This is a genomic window from Serinicoccus chungangensis (genome assembly GCF_001483745.1).
Lineage (GTDB): Bacteria > Actinomycetota > Actinomycetes > Actinomycetales > Dermatophilaceae > Ornithinicoccus > Ornithinicoccus chungangensis_A.
In genome coordinates this window covers 318,135-334,315 of the sequence record NZ_LQBL01000028.1, presented here as the reverse complement: position 1 = coordinate 334,315, position 16,181 = coordinate 318,135, and the positions used below count along the sequence as shown (strand labels likewise).

The window sequence follows — 16,181 nt, the reverse complement described above, 5'->3', positions numbered from 1 at the left end:
GGCCAGGACCCGGCTAGGACCCGGCCGGCTCGCCCGACCCGGCCACGGCCTGGGCGCGGACCTCGTCGAGCAGGGTGCCGGCCGCCAGCATCGAGGGGCCGTACCAGGTCAGCAGCCGCCCGCTCACCAGCCGGGTCGGGGTCCGGGCGAAGGCCTCGGGGCCGTCCTCGTCGGTGAAGACGTAGGGCTCGTCGGGCAGCAGCGCCACGTCGGCGCCGGCGGCGTCCAGGTCGGCCAACTCCACCCGCGGGTAGCGCTCGCCCCCGGAGGCGTAGACGTTGTCCAGGCCCGCACGGTCGAGGAGGTCGCTGGTGAAGGTGCGCGGACCGACGACCATCCACGGGTCACGCCAGACCGGCACCGCGACCCGGGGGCGTGCCGGGGCCGGACCGGCGCCGGGGGACGCCGGGGACGGTCCGCGCCAGTGGCGCTCGACCTGGACCAGCCACTCCGGCGCGCCCCAGCCCAGCACCTCCACGAGCAGCCGGCGGAGCACCCGCAGCGCGTCGTCGACCGACTCCACCACCCCGACCCAGACCGGGGTGCCCGCGGCGCGCAGCCGCTGCACGTCCAGCTCGCGGTTCTCCTCCTGGACGCACACGACCAGGTCGGGCTGCAGGGCGGCGACGGCGCGGCGGTCGGGGTTCTTCGTGCCCCGGACCCGCGCGACGTCCAGGTCGGCGGGATGGGTGCACCAGTCGGTGGCGCCGACCAGGGCGGCGGGTCGGGTGGCCGCCAGGGCCTCGGTGAGCGAGGGGACCAGCGAGACGACCCGCTCCACCGGGCCCTCCGGGAGCTCGGCGACCCCGCCCAGGTCGTCGCGGACGGTCCTCACGAGCGCCCCAGCGTGGCCCCGTCCTCGACCTCGCCGCCCTCGGGGCCGAGGTGGGCGACGCCCTGGACCCGGACCCCGGCACCGAAGCGCCAGTCGCCCTCCACCTCCAGGCGCTCGGCGTCGACCAGCGAGGGGACCCCGTGGGGGAAGCGCTCGTCGAAGTCGCCGATCATGCCGTAGCAGTCCTTGGTGAGGTCCACCACCGGCGCCGGGTCGACGGTCCGGCTCAACCGGTAGGACGTGCCGTCCACGGCATACGCGTCCGAGCGCAGCAGCGCGAGCTCGTTGGTCGTCTTGACCGGGACGAAGCGGTCCCGGGTGACCGCGATGGCGGCGGCGTCGTCGAAGAGCTCGACCGCGCTGCCCATCGCCGACTCGATCTGGATGACGGGGGTGGAGCTCTTGTCGGTCGGGTCCACGGTCTTGGCGTTGCGGATGAGCGGCAGCTCCATGACCCCGTCGCGCTCGGTGAGCATGTCCCGCAGCCGGGCGAGGTCGAACCACAGGTTGTTGGTGTTGACGAAGGGGTGCCTGTCGCCGTCCATGAAGTGGACCATCTCGTCCTCGGCGGTCTGCGCGGTGTCGCGCAGCACGAGCCGGCCGTCGGCGCGGCGACGCACGAGGTGCCCGCCCTTCTTGTCCATCTCGGTGCGCCGGCACACCTCGGCGGCGAACCCCGCGCCGCTGGCCGCGAACCACGCCGCGACCCGCCCGTCGGCCACCGCCCCGAGGTTGTCCACGTTGGAGACGAAGGCGTACCGGAAGCCCCCGTCGAGCAGCTGGTCCAGCAGGCCGCTGGCGAGCAGCGAGGGGTAGAGGTCCCCGTGCCCGGGCGGGCACCACTCGAGGCGTGGGTCGGCCTCCCACGTGACGGGGGTCAGGTCGTCGGCACGCAGCTTGGGCTCCTGGCTCTGCACGAAGTCCAGGGGGAGGTCGCTCGCGGGCAGCTCGGGGTAGCGCTCCAGCACCTCCAGGGTCGCCTCGCGGGTGGAGAAGCTGTTCATGAGCACGAGGGGGAGGGCGACGTCGAAGCGCTCGCGCAGGGCGAGGACCTGCCGGACGGTGATGTCGAGGAAGGTGAGCCCGTCGCGCACCGGCAGCAGGGACTTCGGACCGGCCAGCCCCATGGACGTGCCCAGGCCCCCGTTGAGGGTGATGACCGCGGTGGCGGCGAGGGCCTCGCGGGCCTCCGGCTCCTCCACCTCGACGTCCTCGAGGTGCGCCGACGGCAGCGCCGGCTCGACGTCCGCCTCCGCGATGAGGCCGGTCTCCCCGGCCGCCAGGTGGTCGTAGTGCCGGGCGAAGGTGTCGCGGGCCGGCTGGCTGACGCCGGCCTCCGCCATCCGGTCCAGGGCCTGCTGACGTCCGGGTGCGCTCGCGCTGGTGCTCATGGGACCAACCTACCGACGGTGCTCCTCCCGGGCGGCCCGACCCGACCGGACGGGGAAGAAGACCGGGGTCCGCGCCTTCCAGGCCTCGTAGTCGTCGCGCCCGCCCCACCGCTCGTCGGCGCGCCGCTCCAGGGCGGGCACCCCGCTGCCGAAGCGCAGCAGCAGGTAGACGAGCACGGGGGAGACGAGGGTGACGTGCTGCCACCCGACGAGTGGCGCCGCCGCGACCAGGGCCACCCCGGTCCACACCAGGACCTCCCCGACGTAGTTCGGATGGCGCGACCACGACCACAGACCGCCCCGGACGAACTCGCCCTCGTGTCGCGGGTCGGCCCGGAAGGCCGCCTTCTGGGCGTCCGCGAGGGCCTCGACGGCGAGGCCGCCCACCCAGACCACGACCCCGGCACACGCCAGGACACCCAGCGGGGCACGGTCGCCGGAGGTGATCGCCGCCAGGGCCGCACCGGCCGTGAAGGTCACCCACAGCGCCTGCACCGTCCACGCCATGAGGAAGCCGGACCAGCTCTGCTTGAGCTCGTCGAAACGGCCGTCCTTGCCGGCCCGGGTGACCCGCCGGAACAGGAAGGTCCCCAGCCGCGCGGCCCACACCAGCACCACGCCGGCGAGCACCCAGGTGCGCGCGTCCCGCTCGGCGGTGAGGACCAGCGCGAGCACCGTCACCAGCCCGAAGGTGAGCGACCCGGTGAGGTCGAAGAAGCGCTCGGTCCGGCGCAGGAAGGACGGGACGTAGACCATCCAGTTGAGGGCGTAGGCCACCACGACGAGAGCCAGGACGACGGGGAGCCCGCCCGGGAGCCGCTGCCCGCCGTCCGCGGCGGCGAGGGCGAGCAGCAGCCCCGCGACGGTGGCCAGTCCGGCCAGCGACACCTGTCTCACGGTGACCTCGGCCGGTGCCGGCGCGGGCCGCCTCCCGCGCCGGGCTGGTGGTCGGGCAACCCTCAGCCCTTGACGCCTCCGGCCAGCAGACCGCGCACGAAGTACCGCTGCAGCAGGAGGAAGACCGTCACCGGCACGACCATGGCCACGAACGCGCCCGCCGAGAGCAGGTGCCACGCCGTGCCCCGCGTGCCCGTGAGGTCGGCCAGCCGGACGGTGAGGGGAGCGACCTCCTGGGCGGAGCCGAAGACCAGACCCACCAGGAGGTCGTTCCAGACCCAGAGGAACTGGAAGATGCCGAAGGCCGCGATGGCCGGGACGAGGAGCGGCAGCAGCACCTGGAAGAAGATCTTGACGTGGCCGGCCCCGTCGACCCGTGCCGCCTCGATGAGGGACCGGGGGATGTCCATCATGAAGTTGTGCAGCAGGAAGATGGCCAGCGGCAGGGCGAAGATCGTGTGCGACAGCCAGATCGGCCAGAAGGACCCGACGATGCCCCAGTTGTTGTACTGCGTCAGCAGCGGGATCATGGTGATCTGGATCGGCACGATCTGCAGCGCGAAGACCGCCACGAACAGCATGTTGCGCCCGGGGAAGTCCAGCCAGGCGAAGGCGTATGCGGCCAGCAGGGCCAGCGTGATCGGGATGATCACGGCGGGCAGGGTGATGACGATCGTGTTGACGAAGACGTCGATGAAGTTCGTCGCGCCTCCGTAGAGGACGGCGTCGTAGTTGGCCCACGTGACGGCCGGGTCGCCGAAGAAGGTCCACCAGCCGGAGGTCCGGATGTCGATCTCGGGCCGGAACGAGGTCACGAACAGACCGAGGGTCGGGACCGACCAGAGGATCGCGATGACGATCGCGATGACGCTGGCCCACGGCGAGGACAGCCGCGTCTTGGCGTCCACCGCCCGCTGCTCGGCCTTGGTGAGCTTGCGCGGTCCGGTGCTCTTCGTCGGTGCCGGCCCGGGGACGTCCGGGACGGTGGTCGCCTGGCTCATCGCTGCTCCTCTGCAAGCTTCATCTGGCGGACGTTGTAGACGACGATCGGGATGACCATGACGAACAGCAGCACGGCCAGGGTGGCGCCGATCCCGCCCTCGCCCCGCACGAAGCTGCGGGTGTAGAACTCGTTGGCCACGATCGAGGTGTCGAAGTTGCCCCCGGTCATGGTGAAGACGATGTCGAAGACCTTCAGGGTGGCCATGGCGATGGTGGTGATGACCACGACCACGGCCGGCCGGATGGAGGGGACGGTGACCGAGCGGAACATCTGCCAGTTCGTCACCCCGTCCAGCTTGGCGGCCTCGATGATGTCGTCCGGGATGGCCTTGATGGACGCGGACAGGATCGTCATCGCGAAGCCGGACTGGATCCAGACCATGACCGCGATGAGGAAGAAGGTGTTCCAGGGCCAGGTCAGCAGGAACTGCTGGCTGTCGAAGCCGAGCCAGACGAGCAGCTGGTTGGCCAGGCCCGTCTGGGGGCGCTCGGTGGGCTTGAAGTCGTAGACGAACTTCCAGATGATGCTCGCCCCGACCATCGAGATGGCCATGGGGAGGAACACCAGCGTCTTGGCGAGCTTCTCGAAACGGGTCCGGTCCACGAGGACGGCGTAGACCAGGCCCACGGCGGTAGAGACCAGCGGGACGAGGATGACCCAGAGCACGGTGTTCAGCAGGACCAGGCGCAGGGCCGAGTTGCCGAAGACGTCACCGTAGTTGGCGAGGGCGACCCACTCCTGGCCGTTGTCGCTGCGGAACGAGTTGATGATGGTGCGGATGGCCGGGTAGACGAGGCCGAAGACGACCAGCACGGCGGCGGGCCCGAGGAAGGCCAGCACGGTGATCCACTGCGGCATCCGCGGCCGGTCGGTGAGGAACAGGACGATGGCCATGACTGCCACGAAGAGCAGGATGGCGATGCCCATGACGATGAACTTCTCGACCGGCGTGCCGGTGTTGAGCAGGAACTCCATGGCGTACGTACCTCCTGGTGGGGACCAGGACGGCGCGGGGGCGGGCGATGAGATCTGCCGCCCGCCCCCGACACCGTCGACCGGTCAGTCCCAGCTGTTCTCGATCGAGTCGAGCACGGACTGGGTGTCCTCACCCGTGATCCAGTTGGTCATCCCGGTCCAGAAGCTCCCGGTGCCGACGGCGGCCGGCATGAGGTCGGATCCGTCGAACCGGAACGTCGTCGCCTCGTCGGTCAGCAGCTCGTAGGCCAGCTGGTCGATGGGGGACTTCAGGTTGGCCGGGTCGAGCCCGGAGTTCGCCGACACCCACCCGGGAGGGGAGACCTTCGCCTTGGCGTTGGACCACTCCGGGCTGGCGAGGTAGGCCTGCAGCGCCTGCACCTCGGGGCGGTCGGCGAACATCAGGGTGAACTCGCCACCGCCGAGCAGCGGCTGGGACTCGGTGTCGTTGCCCGGCAGGTAGAAGGCGAAGACGTCGCCGTCCTCGGCCACGTTCGTCCCCTCCGGCCAGTTGGCCTGGTAGAACGACGCCTGGCGGTGCAGGAAGCAGGACCCGTCGAGGATCGGCAGGCCCGCCTCGCCGAACGGCGTCGTGGCGATGGACTCGACACCGCCCAGCCCGCCGTTGACCATGTTCTCGTCCTTGAGGACCTGGCCGGCCATGTCCAGCGCCTCCGCGACCTGGGGGTCGTTGAAGGGGATCTCGTGCTCGACCCACTGGTCGTAGACGTCGGGGCCGGCGGTCCGCAGCATCATGTCCTCGAGCCAGTCCGTGGCGGGCCACCCCGTCGCGTTGCCGGACTCGATGCCGGCGCACCACGGCTTGGCGTCCGGGTGGTCGGAGGCGATCTGCTCGGACAGGGCCATGAGGTCGTCCCACGTCTCGGGCACCTCGTAGCCGTTCTCCTCGAAGGCGCCGGGCGAGTACCACACGAAGGACTTCGCGTTGGCGCCCAGCGGGGCGGCGTAGTAGGTGCCGTCGACGCTGCCGTAGCCCTTCCAGGACTCGTTGTAGTACTCGTCGACGTTCGCCTCGGCCTGCTCACCGACCGGGAAGACCGAGTCGGGGAAGTCGGTGACGAGGCGCTCCACGAGGCCCGGCTGCGGGACGTAGGCCATGTCCGGGGCGTTCCCGGACTCCAGCCGCACCGGCAGCTGGGTCTCGAACTGCCGGGACCCCTCGTACTCCACCGTCACACCGGTGCAGTCCTCGAAGGGGGTGAAGGCGTCGATGTGGGCCTGGTCCTCGGGGGAGACGATCGAGGTGTAGACACTCACGGAGGTGCCCTCCAGGTCGCCGTACTCCTCGTACGGCTCGCAGGCCACGTCCACCGAGGAGAGCGCCTCGTCGACGTCCTCCCCGCCGCCGGAACCGCCGCCGGAGCCGCACGCCGCCAGCGTCACGCCGGCCAGGCCGAGTGAGGTGGCCATCGCCAACCTCCGGGTCGTCTTACTGCGCATCGTCGCGCCGTCCTTTCTCACAGGGAACAGGCCACGGCCCAGGGGTGACCCCGGCCCTGTGGTCATCCCAACATCCCCGGACCGGCCGATCAAGGCTCTGACGTCACGTCTGCGTAACGATGCGGCGCGCGGAGGGGAGCCTGACCTTGACGGGCGCGTCAATCACGCGTGCGTCCTCCACTACCATCGAGGAGCACGGCACCCGCTCGACGAGGAGATGCACGGTGAAGAACGACCACGGCGCGGCCAGCGCCGCCGACGCGACCAGCGGGCCCCCGGCGCTCCGGAGCCCGGAGCACCCGGTCCGGATCGTCACCGCGGCGAGCCTCTTCGACGGCCACGACGCCTCGATCAACATCATGCGCCGGATCATGCAGAGCCAGGGCGCCGAGGTCGTCCACCTCGGGCACAACCGGTCGGTCGCCGAGGTGGTCGAGGCCGTCCTCGACGAGGACGCCAACGCGGTCGCGGTCTCCTCCTACCAGGGCGGGCACGTCGAGTACTTCGAGTACCTCGTCGAGCAGCTGCGCGAGGCCGGGGCCGGGCACGTCAAGGTCGTGGGCGGCGGCGGGGGCGTCATCGTCGCGGAGGAGATCACCCGGCTGCGGGAGGCCGGCGTGACGATCTTCTCCCCGGAGGACGGCCAGCGCCTCGGCCTGCCGGGGATGATCAACCAGGTCATCACCGACGCGGACTACGACATGTGGCAGGTCGGCCCGGCGGCGGTCGACGACGTGCTCGCCGGGAGCCGCACCGCCGTGGCCCGGGCCATCACCGGTGCCGAGCTGGGCTCCCTCCCGGCCGACGACCGGGAGCGGTATGCCGCCGCCGCCCGGGAGAGCAGCGCGCCCGTCCTCGGGATCACGGGCACCGGCGGCTCGGGCAAGAGCTCGCTGACCGACGAGCTGGTGCGGCGCTTCCGGATCGACCAGGGCGACCGGCTGCGGATCGGGATCATCGCCATCGACCCGACCCGCCGCAAGGGCGGCGGCGCGCTGCTGGGCGACCGCATCCGGATGGGCGCCATCGGCGGTCGCCAGGCGATGTTCCGGTCCATGGCCACGCGCGGGGAGTCCGAGGTGCCCGAGGCGCTGCCCGCCGCCATCGACGTGCTCAAGGCGGCCGGCTTCGACCTCGTCGTCGTGGAGACGCCCGGGATCGGCCAGGGGGACGCCGGCATCGTGCCGTTCGTCGACACCTCCCTCTACGTCATGACGCCGGAGTTCGGCGCCGCCAGCCAGCTGGAGAAGATCGACATGCTCGACTTCGCCGACGTCGTGGCCATCAACAAGTTCGAGCGGCGCGGGGCGATGGACGCGCTGCGCGACGTCGGCCGCCAGCTGGTGCGCAACCGGGAGGCCTTCGGCGCCCGGCCCGAGGACATGCCGGTCTTCGGGACCTCGGCGGCCACCTTCAACGACGACGGGGTCACCGCGCTGTACCAGGCCCTGCGGGACCGTCTGGCCGAGGACGGCCTGCCGGTGGGCGAGGGCGCGCTGCCGCCGGTCGACGTCCGGCACTCCTCGATGATCCGTCAGGTGGTCCCGCCCCGACGGGTCCGCTACCTCGCGGACATCGCCGAGACCCTGCGCGGCTACCACGCCGACACCGAGCGCTACGCCCTCGCGGCCCGCCGGGTGGAGCGGCTCGAGCAGACCGCGGACGAGCTCGCGGCGGCCGGTGGCACCGGCGGCGACCACGGCCTCGACGAGCTGCTGGACGCCGCGCGCAGGGACGTCCCCACCGAGGTGCGGGAGATGCTCGAGGGCTGGCCCGCGCGGGTCGAGGCCTACTCCGGCGACGAGCAGGTCGTCACGGTCCGGGACCGGGAGATCCACACCCGGCTGACCAAGGAGTCGCTGAGCGGCAACCGCATACCGCGGGTGGCGCTGCCGTCCTACGACGAGGCGGGGGCCCTGGTCCGCTTCTGGCGCCGGGAGAACCTCCCCGGGTCCTTCCCCTACACCGCCGGCGTCTTCGCCTTCAAGCGGGACAACGAGGACCCGGCCCGGATGTTCGCCGGCGAGGGCGACCCCTTCCGCACCAACCGACGCTTCAAGCTGCTCTCGGAGGGGCAGCCGGCGACCCGGCTGTCGACCGCCTTCGACTCGGTCACGCTCTACGGGCACGACCCCGAGCAGCGGCCCGACATCTACGGCAAGGTCGGCACCTCCGGGGTGTCCATCGCGACCCTCGACGACATGAAGGCGCTCTACGACGGGTTCGACCTGGTCGACCCCACCACCTCGGTGTCGATGACGATCAACGGCCCGGCGCCCACGGTGCTCGCGTTCTTCCTCAACACCGCCATCGACCAGCAGACCGACGCGTTCCGCGAGCGGGAGGGCCGCGAGCCCTCCGGCGCGGAGGCCGAGGAGCTGCGCGCTTACGCGCTGCAGAACGTCCGGGGCACGGTCCAGGCGGACATCCTCAAGGAGGACCAGGGGCAGAACACCTGCCTGTTCACCACCGAGTTCTCGCTGCGGATGATGGGCGACGTCCAGGAGTGGTTCATCGAGCAGGGGGTGCGCAACTTCTACTCGGTGTCGATCTCGGGCTACCACATCGCCGAGGCCGGGGCGAACCCCATCAGCCAGCTCGCCTTCACCCTGGCCAACGGGTTCACCTACGTCGAGTCCTACCTCGCCCGGGGGATGGACATCGACGCCTTCGCGCCCAACCTGTCCTTCTTCTTCTCCAACGGCATGGACATCGAGTACTCCGTCATCGGACGGGTCGCGCGCCGGATCTGGGCGGTCGCGATGCGCGAGCGGTACGGCGCCAACGAGCGCAGCCAGAAGCTGAAGTACCACGTGCAGACCTCGGGCCGGTCCCTGCACGCGCAGGAGATGGACTTCAACGACATCCGCACCACGCTGCAGGCGCTCATCGCGATCTACGACAACGCCAACAGCCTGCACACCAACGCCTACGACGAGGCGGTCACCACGCCGAGCGGGGAGTCCGTGCGGCGGGCGCTCGCGATCCAGCTCATCATCAACAAGGAGTGGGGCCTGGCGATGAACGAGAACCCCAACCAGGGCTCGTTCGTCATCGACCACCTCACCGACCTCGTCGAGGAGGCCGTGCTCGCCGAGTTCGACCGGATCAGCGAGCGGGGCGGGGTGCTGGGCGCCATGGAGACGGGGTACCAGCGCGGCAAGATCCAGGACGAGTCGCTGCTCTACGAGCACCGCAAGCACGACGGCTCGCTGCCGATCATCGGCGTCAACACCTTCCGCCGGCCCGAGGCCGAGCGGGAGGAGGTCGAGGTGGAGCTGGCCCGGGCCACCGAGGCGGAGAAGCAGTCCCAGCTGGAGCGGGTGCAGGCCTACCAGGAGGCGCACGCCGACGAGGCGGCCGAGGCGCTGGCGCGGCTCAAGGAGGCGGCCATGGCCGGGGACAACGTCTTCGCGGTGCTCATGGACGCGGCGCGGGTCTGCACCCTCGGTCAGATCACCGAGGCCTTCTTCGAGGTGGGCGGGGAGTACCGCCGCAACGTCTGAGCGGTCTCCCACCGGCTCAGGTGGGCTGGTTTGGAGCAGCTGGCCGGACAGCCGACCCACTTCTGTGCAGAAGGTGTTCCTCCGCGGTGACGCATCACGTCAGAGGAACACCTTCTGGGTATGGGTGGTGCCGGGTCCGCTCAGCGGCGCCGGCCGCCCCCGCTGGAGGTCGAGAAGGCCACCACCGACCCGCCCGAGGAGCTGCCCTGGCGTCCGCGGCCCTGGCCGCCGGAACGCCCGCCGCCGGAACGACCGCCGCCCTGACCGCTGGAACGACCGCCGCCCTGGCCACCGGAACGACCGCCGCCGGAGCGCCCGCCGCCCTGACCGCCGGAGCCGGAGCCGCCGCCCTGGCCGCGACCGCCGCCCGAACGGCCCTGGCCGCCGGAGCGCCCGCCGCCCTGGCCGCGACCGCCCTGGCCGGAGCCGGACTGACCGCCGCCGCCCTGGCGCCGGCCGGAGCGACCGCCGCCGCCCTGCCCCCGCGCGCCCTGGCCACCCTGGGCCGGGACCTCGACGACCAGCCCGCCGGGCGTCAGCACCCGCTCACCCGGGGCCAGCTCGCGCAGGATCGGGTGGCTGGAGTGGGCCTTGGTGGTGGTGGCCTTGATCCCCGCAGCGCGGGTGAGGGAGCGCACGTCGCGCACCTGGTCGTCGGTCATGAGGGTGACCACGGTGCCGGCGTTGCCGGCCCTGGCGGTGCGTCCCGAGCGGTGGAGGTAGGCCTTGTGCTCCACGGGCGGGTCGGCGTGCACCACCAGCGCGACGTCGTCCACGTGGATGCCGCGGGCCGCGATGTCCGTCGCGACCAGCGTGCTGGCGCGGCCGGAGTGGAAGGCGTCGAGGTTGCGGGTGCGGGCGTTCTGGGCGAGGTTGCCGTGCAGCTCCACGGCCGGGACGCCGGCGCCGTTGAGCTGCTTGGCCAGCTTCTTGGCGCCGTGCTTGGTCCGGGTGAAGACCACCTTGCGGCCGGGCGCGGCACCGAGGTCGGTGAGCACCGCCAGGCGATCCCCGGCGTCGATGTGCAGGACGTGGTGGTCCATCGCCTCGACCGGCGACTGCGCCGAGTCGGCGTGGTGGGTCACCGGGCTGCTGAGGTAACGCCGGGCGATGACGTCGACGCCGGCGTCCAGGGTGGCCGAGAAGAGCATCTTCTGGCCCTGCCGCGGCGTGCGGTCGAGCAGCCGCCGGACGACCGGCAGGAAGCCGAGGTCGGCCATGTGGTCCGCCTCGTCCAGCACGGTCACCTCGACCCCGGACAGGTCGGCATACCCCTGTCCGATGAGGTCCTCGAGGCGGCCGGGGCACGCGACGAGGACGTCGATGCCGGCCTGCAGCGCCCGCACCTGCGGGTTCTGCCCGACCCCGCCGAAGACGGTGAGGTGGGTCAGCCCGGCGGCAGCCGCCAGCGGCTCCAGCGAGGCGGCGATCTGCCCGGCCAGCTCGCGGGTCGGGGCGAGGACGAGCGCGCGGGGCGCGCGACCCCGGCGGCGGCCGGCGCCCGGGTCGGCCATGAGGCGGGTGACGAGGGGCAGCAGGAAGGCGTAGGTCTTGCCGGAGCCGGTGCGGCCGCGGCCCAGGACGTCGCGGCCGGCCATCGAGTCGGGCAGCGTGGCGGCCTGGATGGGGGTGGGGGTGGTGATGCCGCGCTCCGCGAGGAGGGAAGCGAGGGTCGTGGGCACGCCGAGGTCGGCGAAGGAAGAGGTCACAGGGTGCTTTCGAGACGTGTGCGGAGTCCCACCCGGCGCCAGGCCCGGAGGCGGCGCGAACGTGGCAGCCGGTCGGCCGCGAGATCGGGCAGTCCGGGGCGAGACGGTCCGGGCTGCTGGATCCAGTCTACCGCAGACGGGGCTGCCCACCCGCCATCATGGACCCATGAGCGGTGAGGAGACCCTGCGGTACACCCGGGACGGGCTGACCCACGAGGCGCTGGTCGGCGGCCCGCCGGGCGGGCCGGTGGTCCTGCTGCTGCACGGCTTCCCCCAGGACGGCACGGCCTGGGACCGGGTGTCCCCGGCGCTGCACGCGGCGGGGCTGCGCACCCTGGCTCCGCACCAGCGGGGGTATGCCGAGGGCGCGCGTCCGCGGCGCGTCGCGGCATACCGCATGGAACGGCTGGTCGAGGACGCGCTCGGGCTGCTGGACCACGTCGGGGCGGACCGCGCCCACGTCGCCGGGCACGACTGGGGCGGCGCCGTCGCCTGGGCGTTGGCCGCGTGGCATCCCGAGCGCGTGGCCACGCTCACCGTCGCCTCCACGCCCCACCCCCGGGCGCTGGCCTGGGCCGTGCGGCACGCCGACCAGGCCCGGCGCAGCTGGTACATCGCCGGTTTCCAGGTCCCGGTCCTGCCCGAGCTCGTCATGGCGCGCGCCCTGCGCCGCGGTGCCCTGGTCCGGACCGGCCTCCCGGCTGCCGACGCGCGTCGCTACGCCGCACGGCTGGGCACCCGGGCCGCCCTGCGCGGCCCGGTGGGCTGGTACCGCGCGGCCGCCCGCCCCGGCGGCCGGCCGGTCGGCCGGGTCCCGGTGCCGACCACCCTGGTCTGGGGATCCGGCGACCCCTTCCTGGGCCGGGCTGCCGCCGAGCGCACCGCCCGCGCCGTGACCGGCCCCTACCGGTTCGTCGAGCTGGACGCCGGCCACTGGCTGCCCGAGCGCCGACCCACCGAGCTCGCCCAGGAGGTCCTGCTGCGGTGCGGCGCGGCGCCAGACCCGGCCGCGGGAGCCGGCTGAGGACGGGACGCTCCCGGGCCGACCGGTGCTCCGCCCGCCTGTGGACGAGCCCGTCGACCTGTCGGTCCCCGGCCCTAGGCTCGGTCCATGTCGCCCAACCTGTCCGCCGCGGGGTGGGTGCTGCGCGTCGGCGACGCCGACCTGAGGGCCGAGGTCGGCGAGCTGACCCTGGCCCGCGGCCGGGGGTATGCCGACGCCGGCCACGTCCGCACCCTGGTCACCGGTCCCGACGGGGGCGCCCTGGTCGGCACCGTGGTGGGCTCCGGGGGGCGGGTCTACCAGACGGTGGTGCGCGTGCACGACCGCGACATCGTCGTGTGGAGCGGGCAGTGCAGCTGCCCCGTGGTCCAGGACTGCAAGCACGCGGTCGCCGTCCTGCTGACCGCCCGCGCCCGGCTGCGCTCGGACCCGCCCGCGGCACCGGGGTGGGAGGCCGCGCTGGCCCCGCTGGTCCGCCCCGCGCCGGACACCGGCGCGACCCGGCACCGGCTGGGGCTGCAGGTGTCGCTCACCCGGGGGCCCGGTGGCCGGGAGGAGTCCGCCCGGGTGACCCTGGCCCCGGTGCGGCCCGGCCGCAGCAAGCCGTGGGTGGGGCAGGGCGTGGGCTGGGACGACCTGACGAACCGCTGGTCCGGGGCCGAGGTGGACCCGGAGCACCGGGCGCTGCTGGGCCAGCTGGCCGCGCTGGGCAGGAGCTCGGGGTTCGGCTACTTCTACGCCTCCGCCAAGGAGCTGCCCCTCGGGGCGATCGGCGCCGTCGCCTGGCCGGTGCTGAGGCAGGTGCAGGAGGCGGGGATCCCCCTCGTCGCCGGGCAGGGGGTCGCCGGGGTCGAGCTGGGGGAGGGGTCGGCCGCGGTCGGTCTGGACCTCGTCCGCGGCGACGACGGGGCCCTCACCCTCGCGCCGGAGGTGGACCTCGACGGCGCACCGCCGACCGGGGGCAGGCGCTTCCTCGTGGGCCGCCCGGCCCACGGGCTGGGCTGGGTCGACGCCGAGGACCGGCTCACCCTGTGGCCCCTGCGGGGGTCGGTGCCCGAGCCGGTGGCCGGCCTGCTCGAGGGCGCCACCTCGCTGGAGGTCCCCCCCGACCAGGTGGGGCGCTTCCTCGCCCGCTACTACCCCGCCCTCGCGCGCCACGTCGGGCTCACCTCCAGCGACGGCAGCGTCGTGACCGCGGCCGACCGTCCGCCGCGGCTGCGGCTCGAGGTCACCCCCGAGCCCGGCCACGTCCTGCACCTGCGGTGGACCTTCGGGTATGCCGTCCCGACCGTCGAGGGGGAGCCGGACACCGTCGTGGTCGGCCTGGACGGGGGGCCCGAGGAGCTCGCCCGGGACGAGGAGGCCGAGCAGGCCGCGGTGGCGGCGGTGCTGCCGCTCCTCGAGACGTCCCCGGCGGTGTTCGCCAACGGCCCGGCCGGGTCGGTGCGGCTGCGCCCGAGGTCGGTCCTCACCGGGCTCGCGACCGCGCGCTTCGCGGGCGAGGTGCTGCCCGCGCTGCAGCAGCACGAGGGCCTCGACGTCCTGGTGCACGGTGAGCTGGCGACCTACGAGGAGGCCGCGGAGGACCCGGTGGTGCACCTCACCACCACCGAGGCGGGGGAGGGCGACTGGTTCGACCTCCACGTCAGCGTCACCGTCGACGGGCAGGAGGTCCCCTTCGAGCAGCTCTTCGCCGCGCTGGCGGCCGGTCAGGACGTCCTGCTGCTCGACAGCGGCCTGTGGCTGCGCCTGGACCAGCCCGAGCTGCGCACCCTGCGCCGGCTCATCGAGGAGGCGCGTGAGCTGGTGGAGGACGAGGACGACGCCTCCCTGCTGCGGCTGACCCCCTACCAGGCGGGGCTGTGGGAGGAGCTGGTCGAGCTGGGGGTGGTGCAGGAGCAGGGCGGACGGTGGGCCGAGCGGGTCGACGCGCTGCTCGCGATCGGCGACGGCGACCGGGGGCACGTCGTGGCGCCGCCGGACCTGCGGGCCACGCTGCGGCCCTACCAGCTCGAGGGCTACCGCTGGCTGTGCGCCCTGTGGGACGCCGGCCTCGGCGGGATCCTCGCCGACGACATGGGGCTCGGCAAGACCCTGCAGGCGCTGGCGATGGTGGTCCGGGCCGAGCACCGCGCCGACCTCGCGGAGGGGCCAGTGCTGGTCGTCGCCCCCACGAGCGTGGTGACCGCCTGGGCCGAGCAGGCCGAGCGCTTCGCCCCGCACCTGCGCACCGCCACCATCACGGCCACCCGCAGGCGTCGCGGCACGGACCTCGCGAGCGCCGTCGGGGCGGCGGACCTCGTCATCACCTCCTACACCCTCCTGCGGCTGGAGGCCGAGGACTACCGCGCGATGCCGTGGAGCGCCGCGGTGCTCGACGAGGCCCAGGTGGTGAAGAACCGGCGCTCGGCGACCTACCAGGCGGTGCGGCGGCTGGGGGCGTCCCGCACCTTCGCGATGACGGGCACCCCCCTGGAGAACACCCTCATGGACCTCTGGTCGATGACGTCGCTGGCGGCCCCCGGGCTCTTCCCGCGGCCGGAGGCCTTCACGCAGCGCTACCGCACCCCGATCGAGTCCGGCTCCGCGCCCGAGGAGCTGGCCCGGCTGCGACGACGGATCCGTCCCTTCCTGCTGCGCCGCACCAAGGCCCAGGTGGCCGCCGACCTGCCTGACAAGATCGAGCAGACGCTGGCGGTCGACCTTCATCCCGCGCACCGTCGCATCTACGACCAGCACCTGCAGCGGGAGCGGCAGCGCGTGCTGGGGCTGCTGGCTGACCTCGACAAGAACCGCGTCAAGATCCTGCGGGCCCTGACCATGCTGCGCCAGCTCTCGCTCGACCCGGCGCTGCTCGACGAGGCGCACGCCGGCCTGGCGACCTCGGCCAAGGTGACCGCGGTGGTCGAGCGGCTCACCGCGCTCGCCGCCGAGGGGCACCGCGCCCTGGTCTTCTCCAGCTTCACGAGCTACCTCGCGCTCGTGCGGGACGCCCTGGACGCGTCCGGTATCGGCTACGTCTACCTCGACGGCCGCACCCGGGACCGCGCGGCGCGCATCGCCTCCTTCCGCGAGGGTGAGCAGCCGGCCTTCCTCATCAGTCTCAAGGCGGGCGGGGTCGGGCTGACGCTGACGGAGGCGGACTACGTCTTCGTGCTCGACCCGTGGTGGAACCCCGCCGCGGAGGCGCAGGCCGTCGACCGGACCCACCGCATCGGCCAGCACCGGACGGTGCACGTCTACCGGCTGGTCTCGACCGGCACCATCGAGGAGAAGGTCGTGGCCCTGCAGGAGCGCAAGCGGCGGCTGTTCACCAGCGTCGTGGACGCCGGCGAGTTCGGTTCGGCCGTGGTCACGGCCGAGGACATCCGTGGGCTCCTCGAGGGGTGATCCGCCAGCGT

9 protein-coding genes and 1 pseudogene are annotated in these 16,181 nt (G+C 73.0%); 3 read left to right on the top strand and 7 right to left on the bottom strand.

The annotated features are described in order from the left end of the window. Nucleotides 1-13: 13 nt before the first annotated feature. The 6 genes from AVL62_RS10050 to AVL62_RS10025 form a co-directional block, all read right to left on the bottom strand. A complete protein-coding gene (locus tag AVL62_RS10050) occupies nt 14-835 on the bottom strand; it encodes a helical backbone metal receptor (RefSeq protein WP_058891496.1) in 822 nt (273 codons plus the stop codon). After that, nucleotides 832-2,226 (bottom strand): UTP--glucose-1-phosphate uridylyltransferase, encoded by a 1,395-nt coding sequence (locus tag AVL62_RS10045; protein WP_058891495.1) that lies wholly within the window; start codon nt 2,224-2,226, stop codon nt 832-834. The genes AVL62_RS10050 and AVL62_RS10045 overlap by 4 nt, the downstream gene beginning before the upstream one ends. Nucleotides 2,227-2,235: 9 nt before the next feature. After that, on the bottom strand, nt 2,236-3,114 hold the full coding sequence (locus AVL62_RS10040) for a DUF1295 domain-containing protein (RefSeq protein WP_235585653.1): 879 nt from the start codon (nt 3,112-3,114) through the stop codon (nt 2,236-2,238). Nucleotides 3,115-3,185: 71 nt separating this feature from the next. Continuing rightward, nucleotides 3,186-4,124, bottom strand: coding sequence for a carbohydrate ABC transporter permease (locus AVL62_RS10035; RefSeq protein ID WP_058891493.1), 939 nt, complete (start codon nt 4,122-4,124; stop codon nt 3,186-3,188). After that, the gene (locus tag AVL62_RS10030) at nt 4,121-5,101 is read right to left on the bottom strand and encodes a carbohydrate ABC transporter permease (RefSeq protein WP_058891492.1); all 981 of its coding nucleotides are present in this window, start codon (nt 5,099-5,101) and stop codon (nt 4,121-4,123) included. The genes AVL62_RS10035 and AVL62_RS10030 overlap by 4 nt, the downstream gene beginning before the upstream one ends. Nucleotides 5,102-5,185: 84 nt before the next feature. Next, nucleotides 5,186-6,532 carry an ABC transporter substrate-binding protein gene (locus AVL62_RS10025; protein ID WP_235585652.1) on the bottom strand — a complete coding sequence of 449 codons (1,347 nt, stop codon included), beginning with the start codon at nt 6,530-6,532 and terminating at the stop codon, nt 5,186-5,188. A gap of 254 nt (nt 6,533-6,786) precedes the next feature. Between AVL62_RS10025 and icmF the strand changes: the two genes are divergently transcribed. Continuing rightward, nucleotides 6,787-10,068 (top strand): fused isobutyryl-CoA mutase/GTPase IcmF, encoded by a 3,282-nt coding sequence (icmF, locus tag AVL62_RS10020; protein WP_235585651.1) that lies wholly within the window; start codon nt 6,787-6,789, stop codon nt 10,066-10,068. Between the two features lie 746 nt (nt 10,069-10,814). On the opposite strand, the pseudogene AVL62_RS18220 reads toward icmF, so the two are convergent. Then, nucleotides 10,815-11,750 (bottom strand): annotated as a pseudogene (locus tag AVL62_RS18220) (DEAD/DEAH box helicase); the annotation flags it as partial. 193 nt (nt 11,751-11,943) lie between these two features. Here AVL62_RS18220 and AVL62_RS10010 point away from each other — a divergent pair. Continuing rightward, nucleotides 11,944-12,801, top strand: coding sequence for an alpha/beta fold hydrolase (locus AVL62_RS10010; protein ID WP_058891489.1), 858 nt, complete (start codon nt 11,944-11,946; stop codon nt 12,799-12,801). A gap of 87 nt (nt 12,802-12,888) precedes the next feature. After that, a complete protein-coding gene (locus AVL62_RS10005; protein WP_058891488.1) occupies nt 12,889-16,170 on the top strand; it encodes a DEAD/DEAH box helicase in 3,282 nt (1,093 codons plus the stop codon). Nucleotides 16,171-16,181: the final 11 nt, after the last annotated feature.

Excerpts from the sequence above, each read along its gene's own strand:
- AVL62_RS10045 (WP_058891495.1), bottom strand. The coding sequence starts at position 2,226 with ATGAGCACCAGCGCGAGCGCACCCGGACGTCAGCAGGCCCTGGACCGG.
- AVL62_RS10035 (WP_058891493.1), bottom strand. The coding sequence starts at position 4,124 with ATGAGCCAGGCGACCACCGTCCCGGACGTCCCCGGGCCGGCACCGACG.
- AVL62_RS10030 (WP_058891492.1), bottom strand. The coding sequence starts at position 5,101 with ATGGAGTTCCTGCTCAACACCGGCACGCCGGTCGAGAAGTTCATCGTC.
- AVL62_RS10025 (WP_235585652.1), bottom strand. The coding sequence starts at position 6,532 with ATGGCCACCTCACTCGGCCTGGCCGGCGTGACGCTGGCGGCGTGCGGC.
- AVL62_RS10010 (WP_058891489.1), top strand. The coding sequence starts at position 11,944 with ATGAGCGGTGAGGAGACCCTGCGGTACACCCGGGACGGGCTGACCCAC.
- AVL62_RS10005 (WP_058891488.1), top strand. The coding sequence starts at position 12,889 with ATGTCGCCCAACCTGTCCGCCGCGGGGTGGGTGCTGCGCGTCGGCGAC.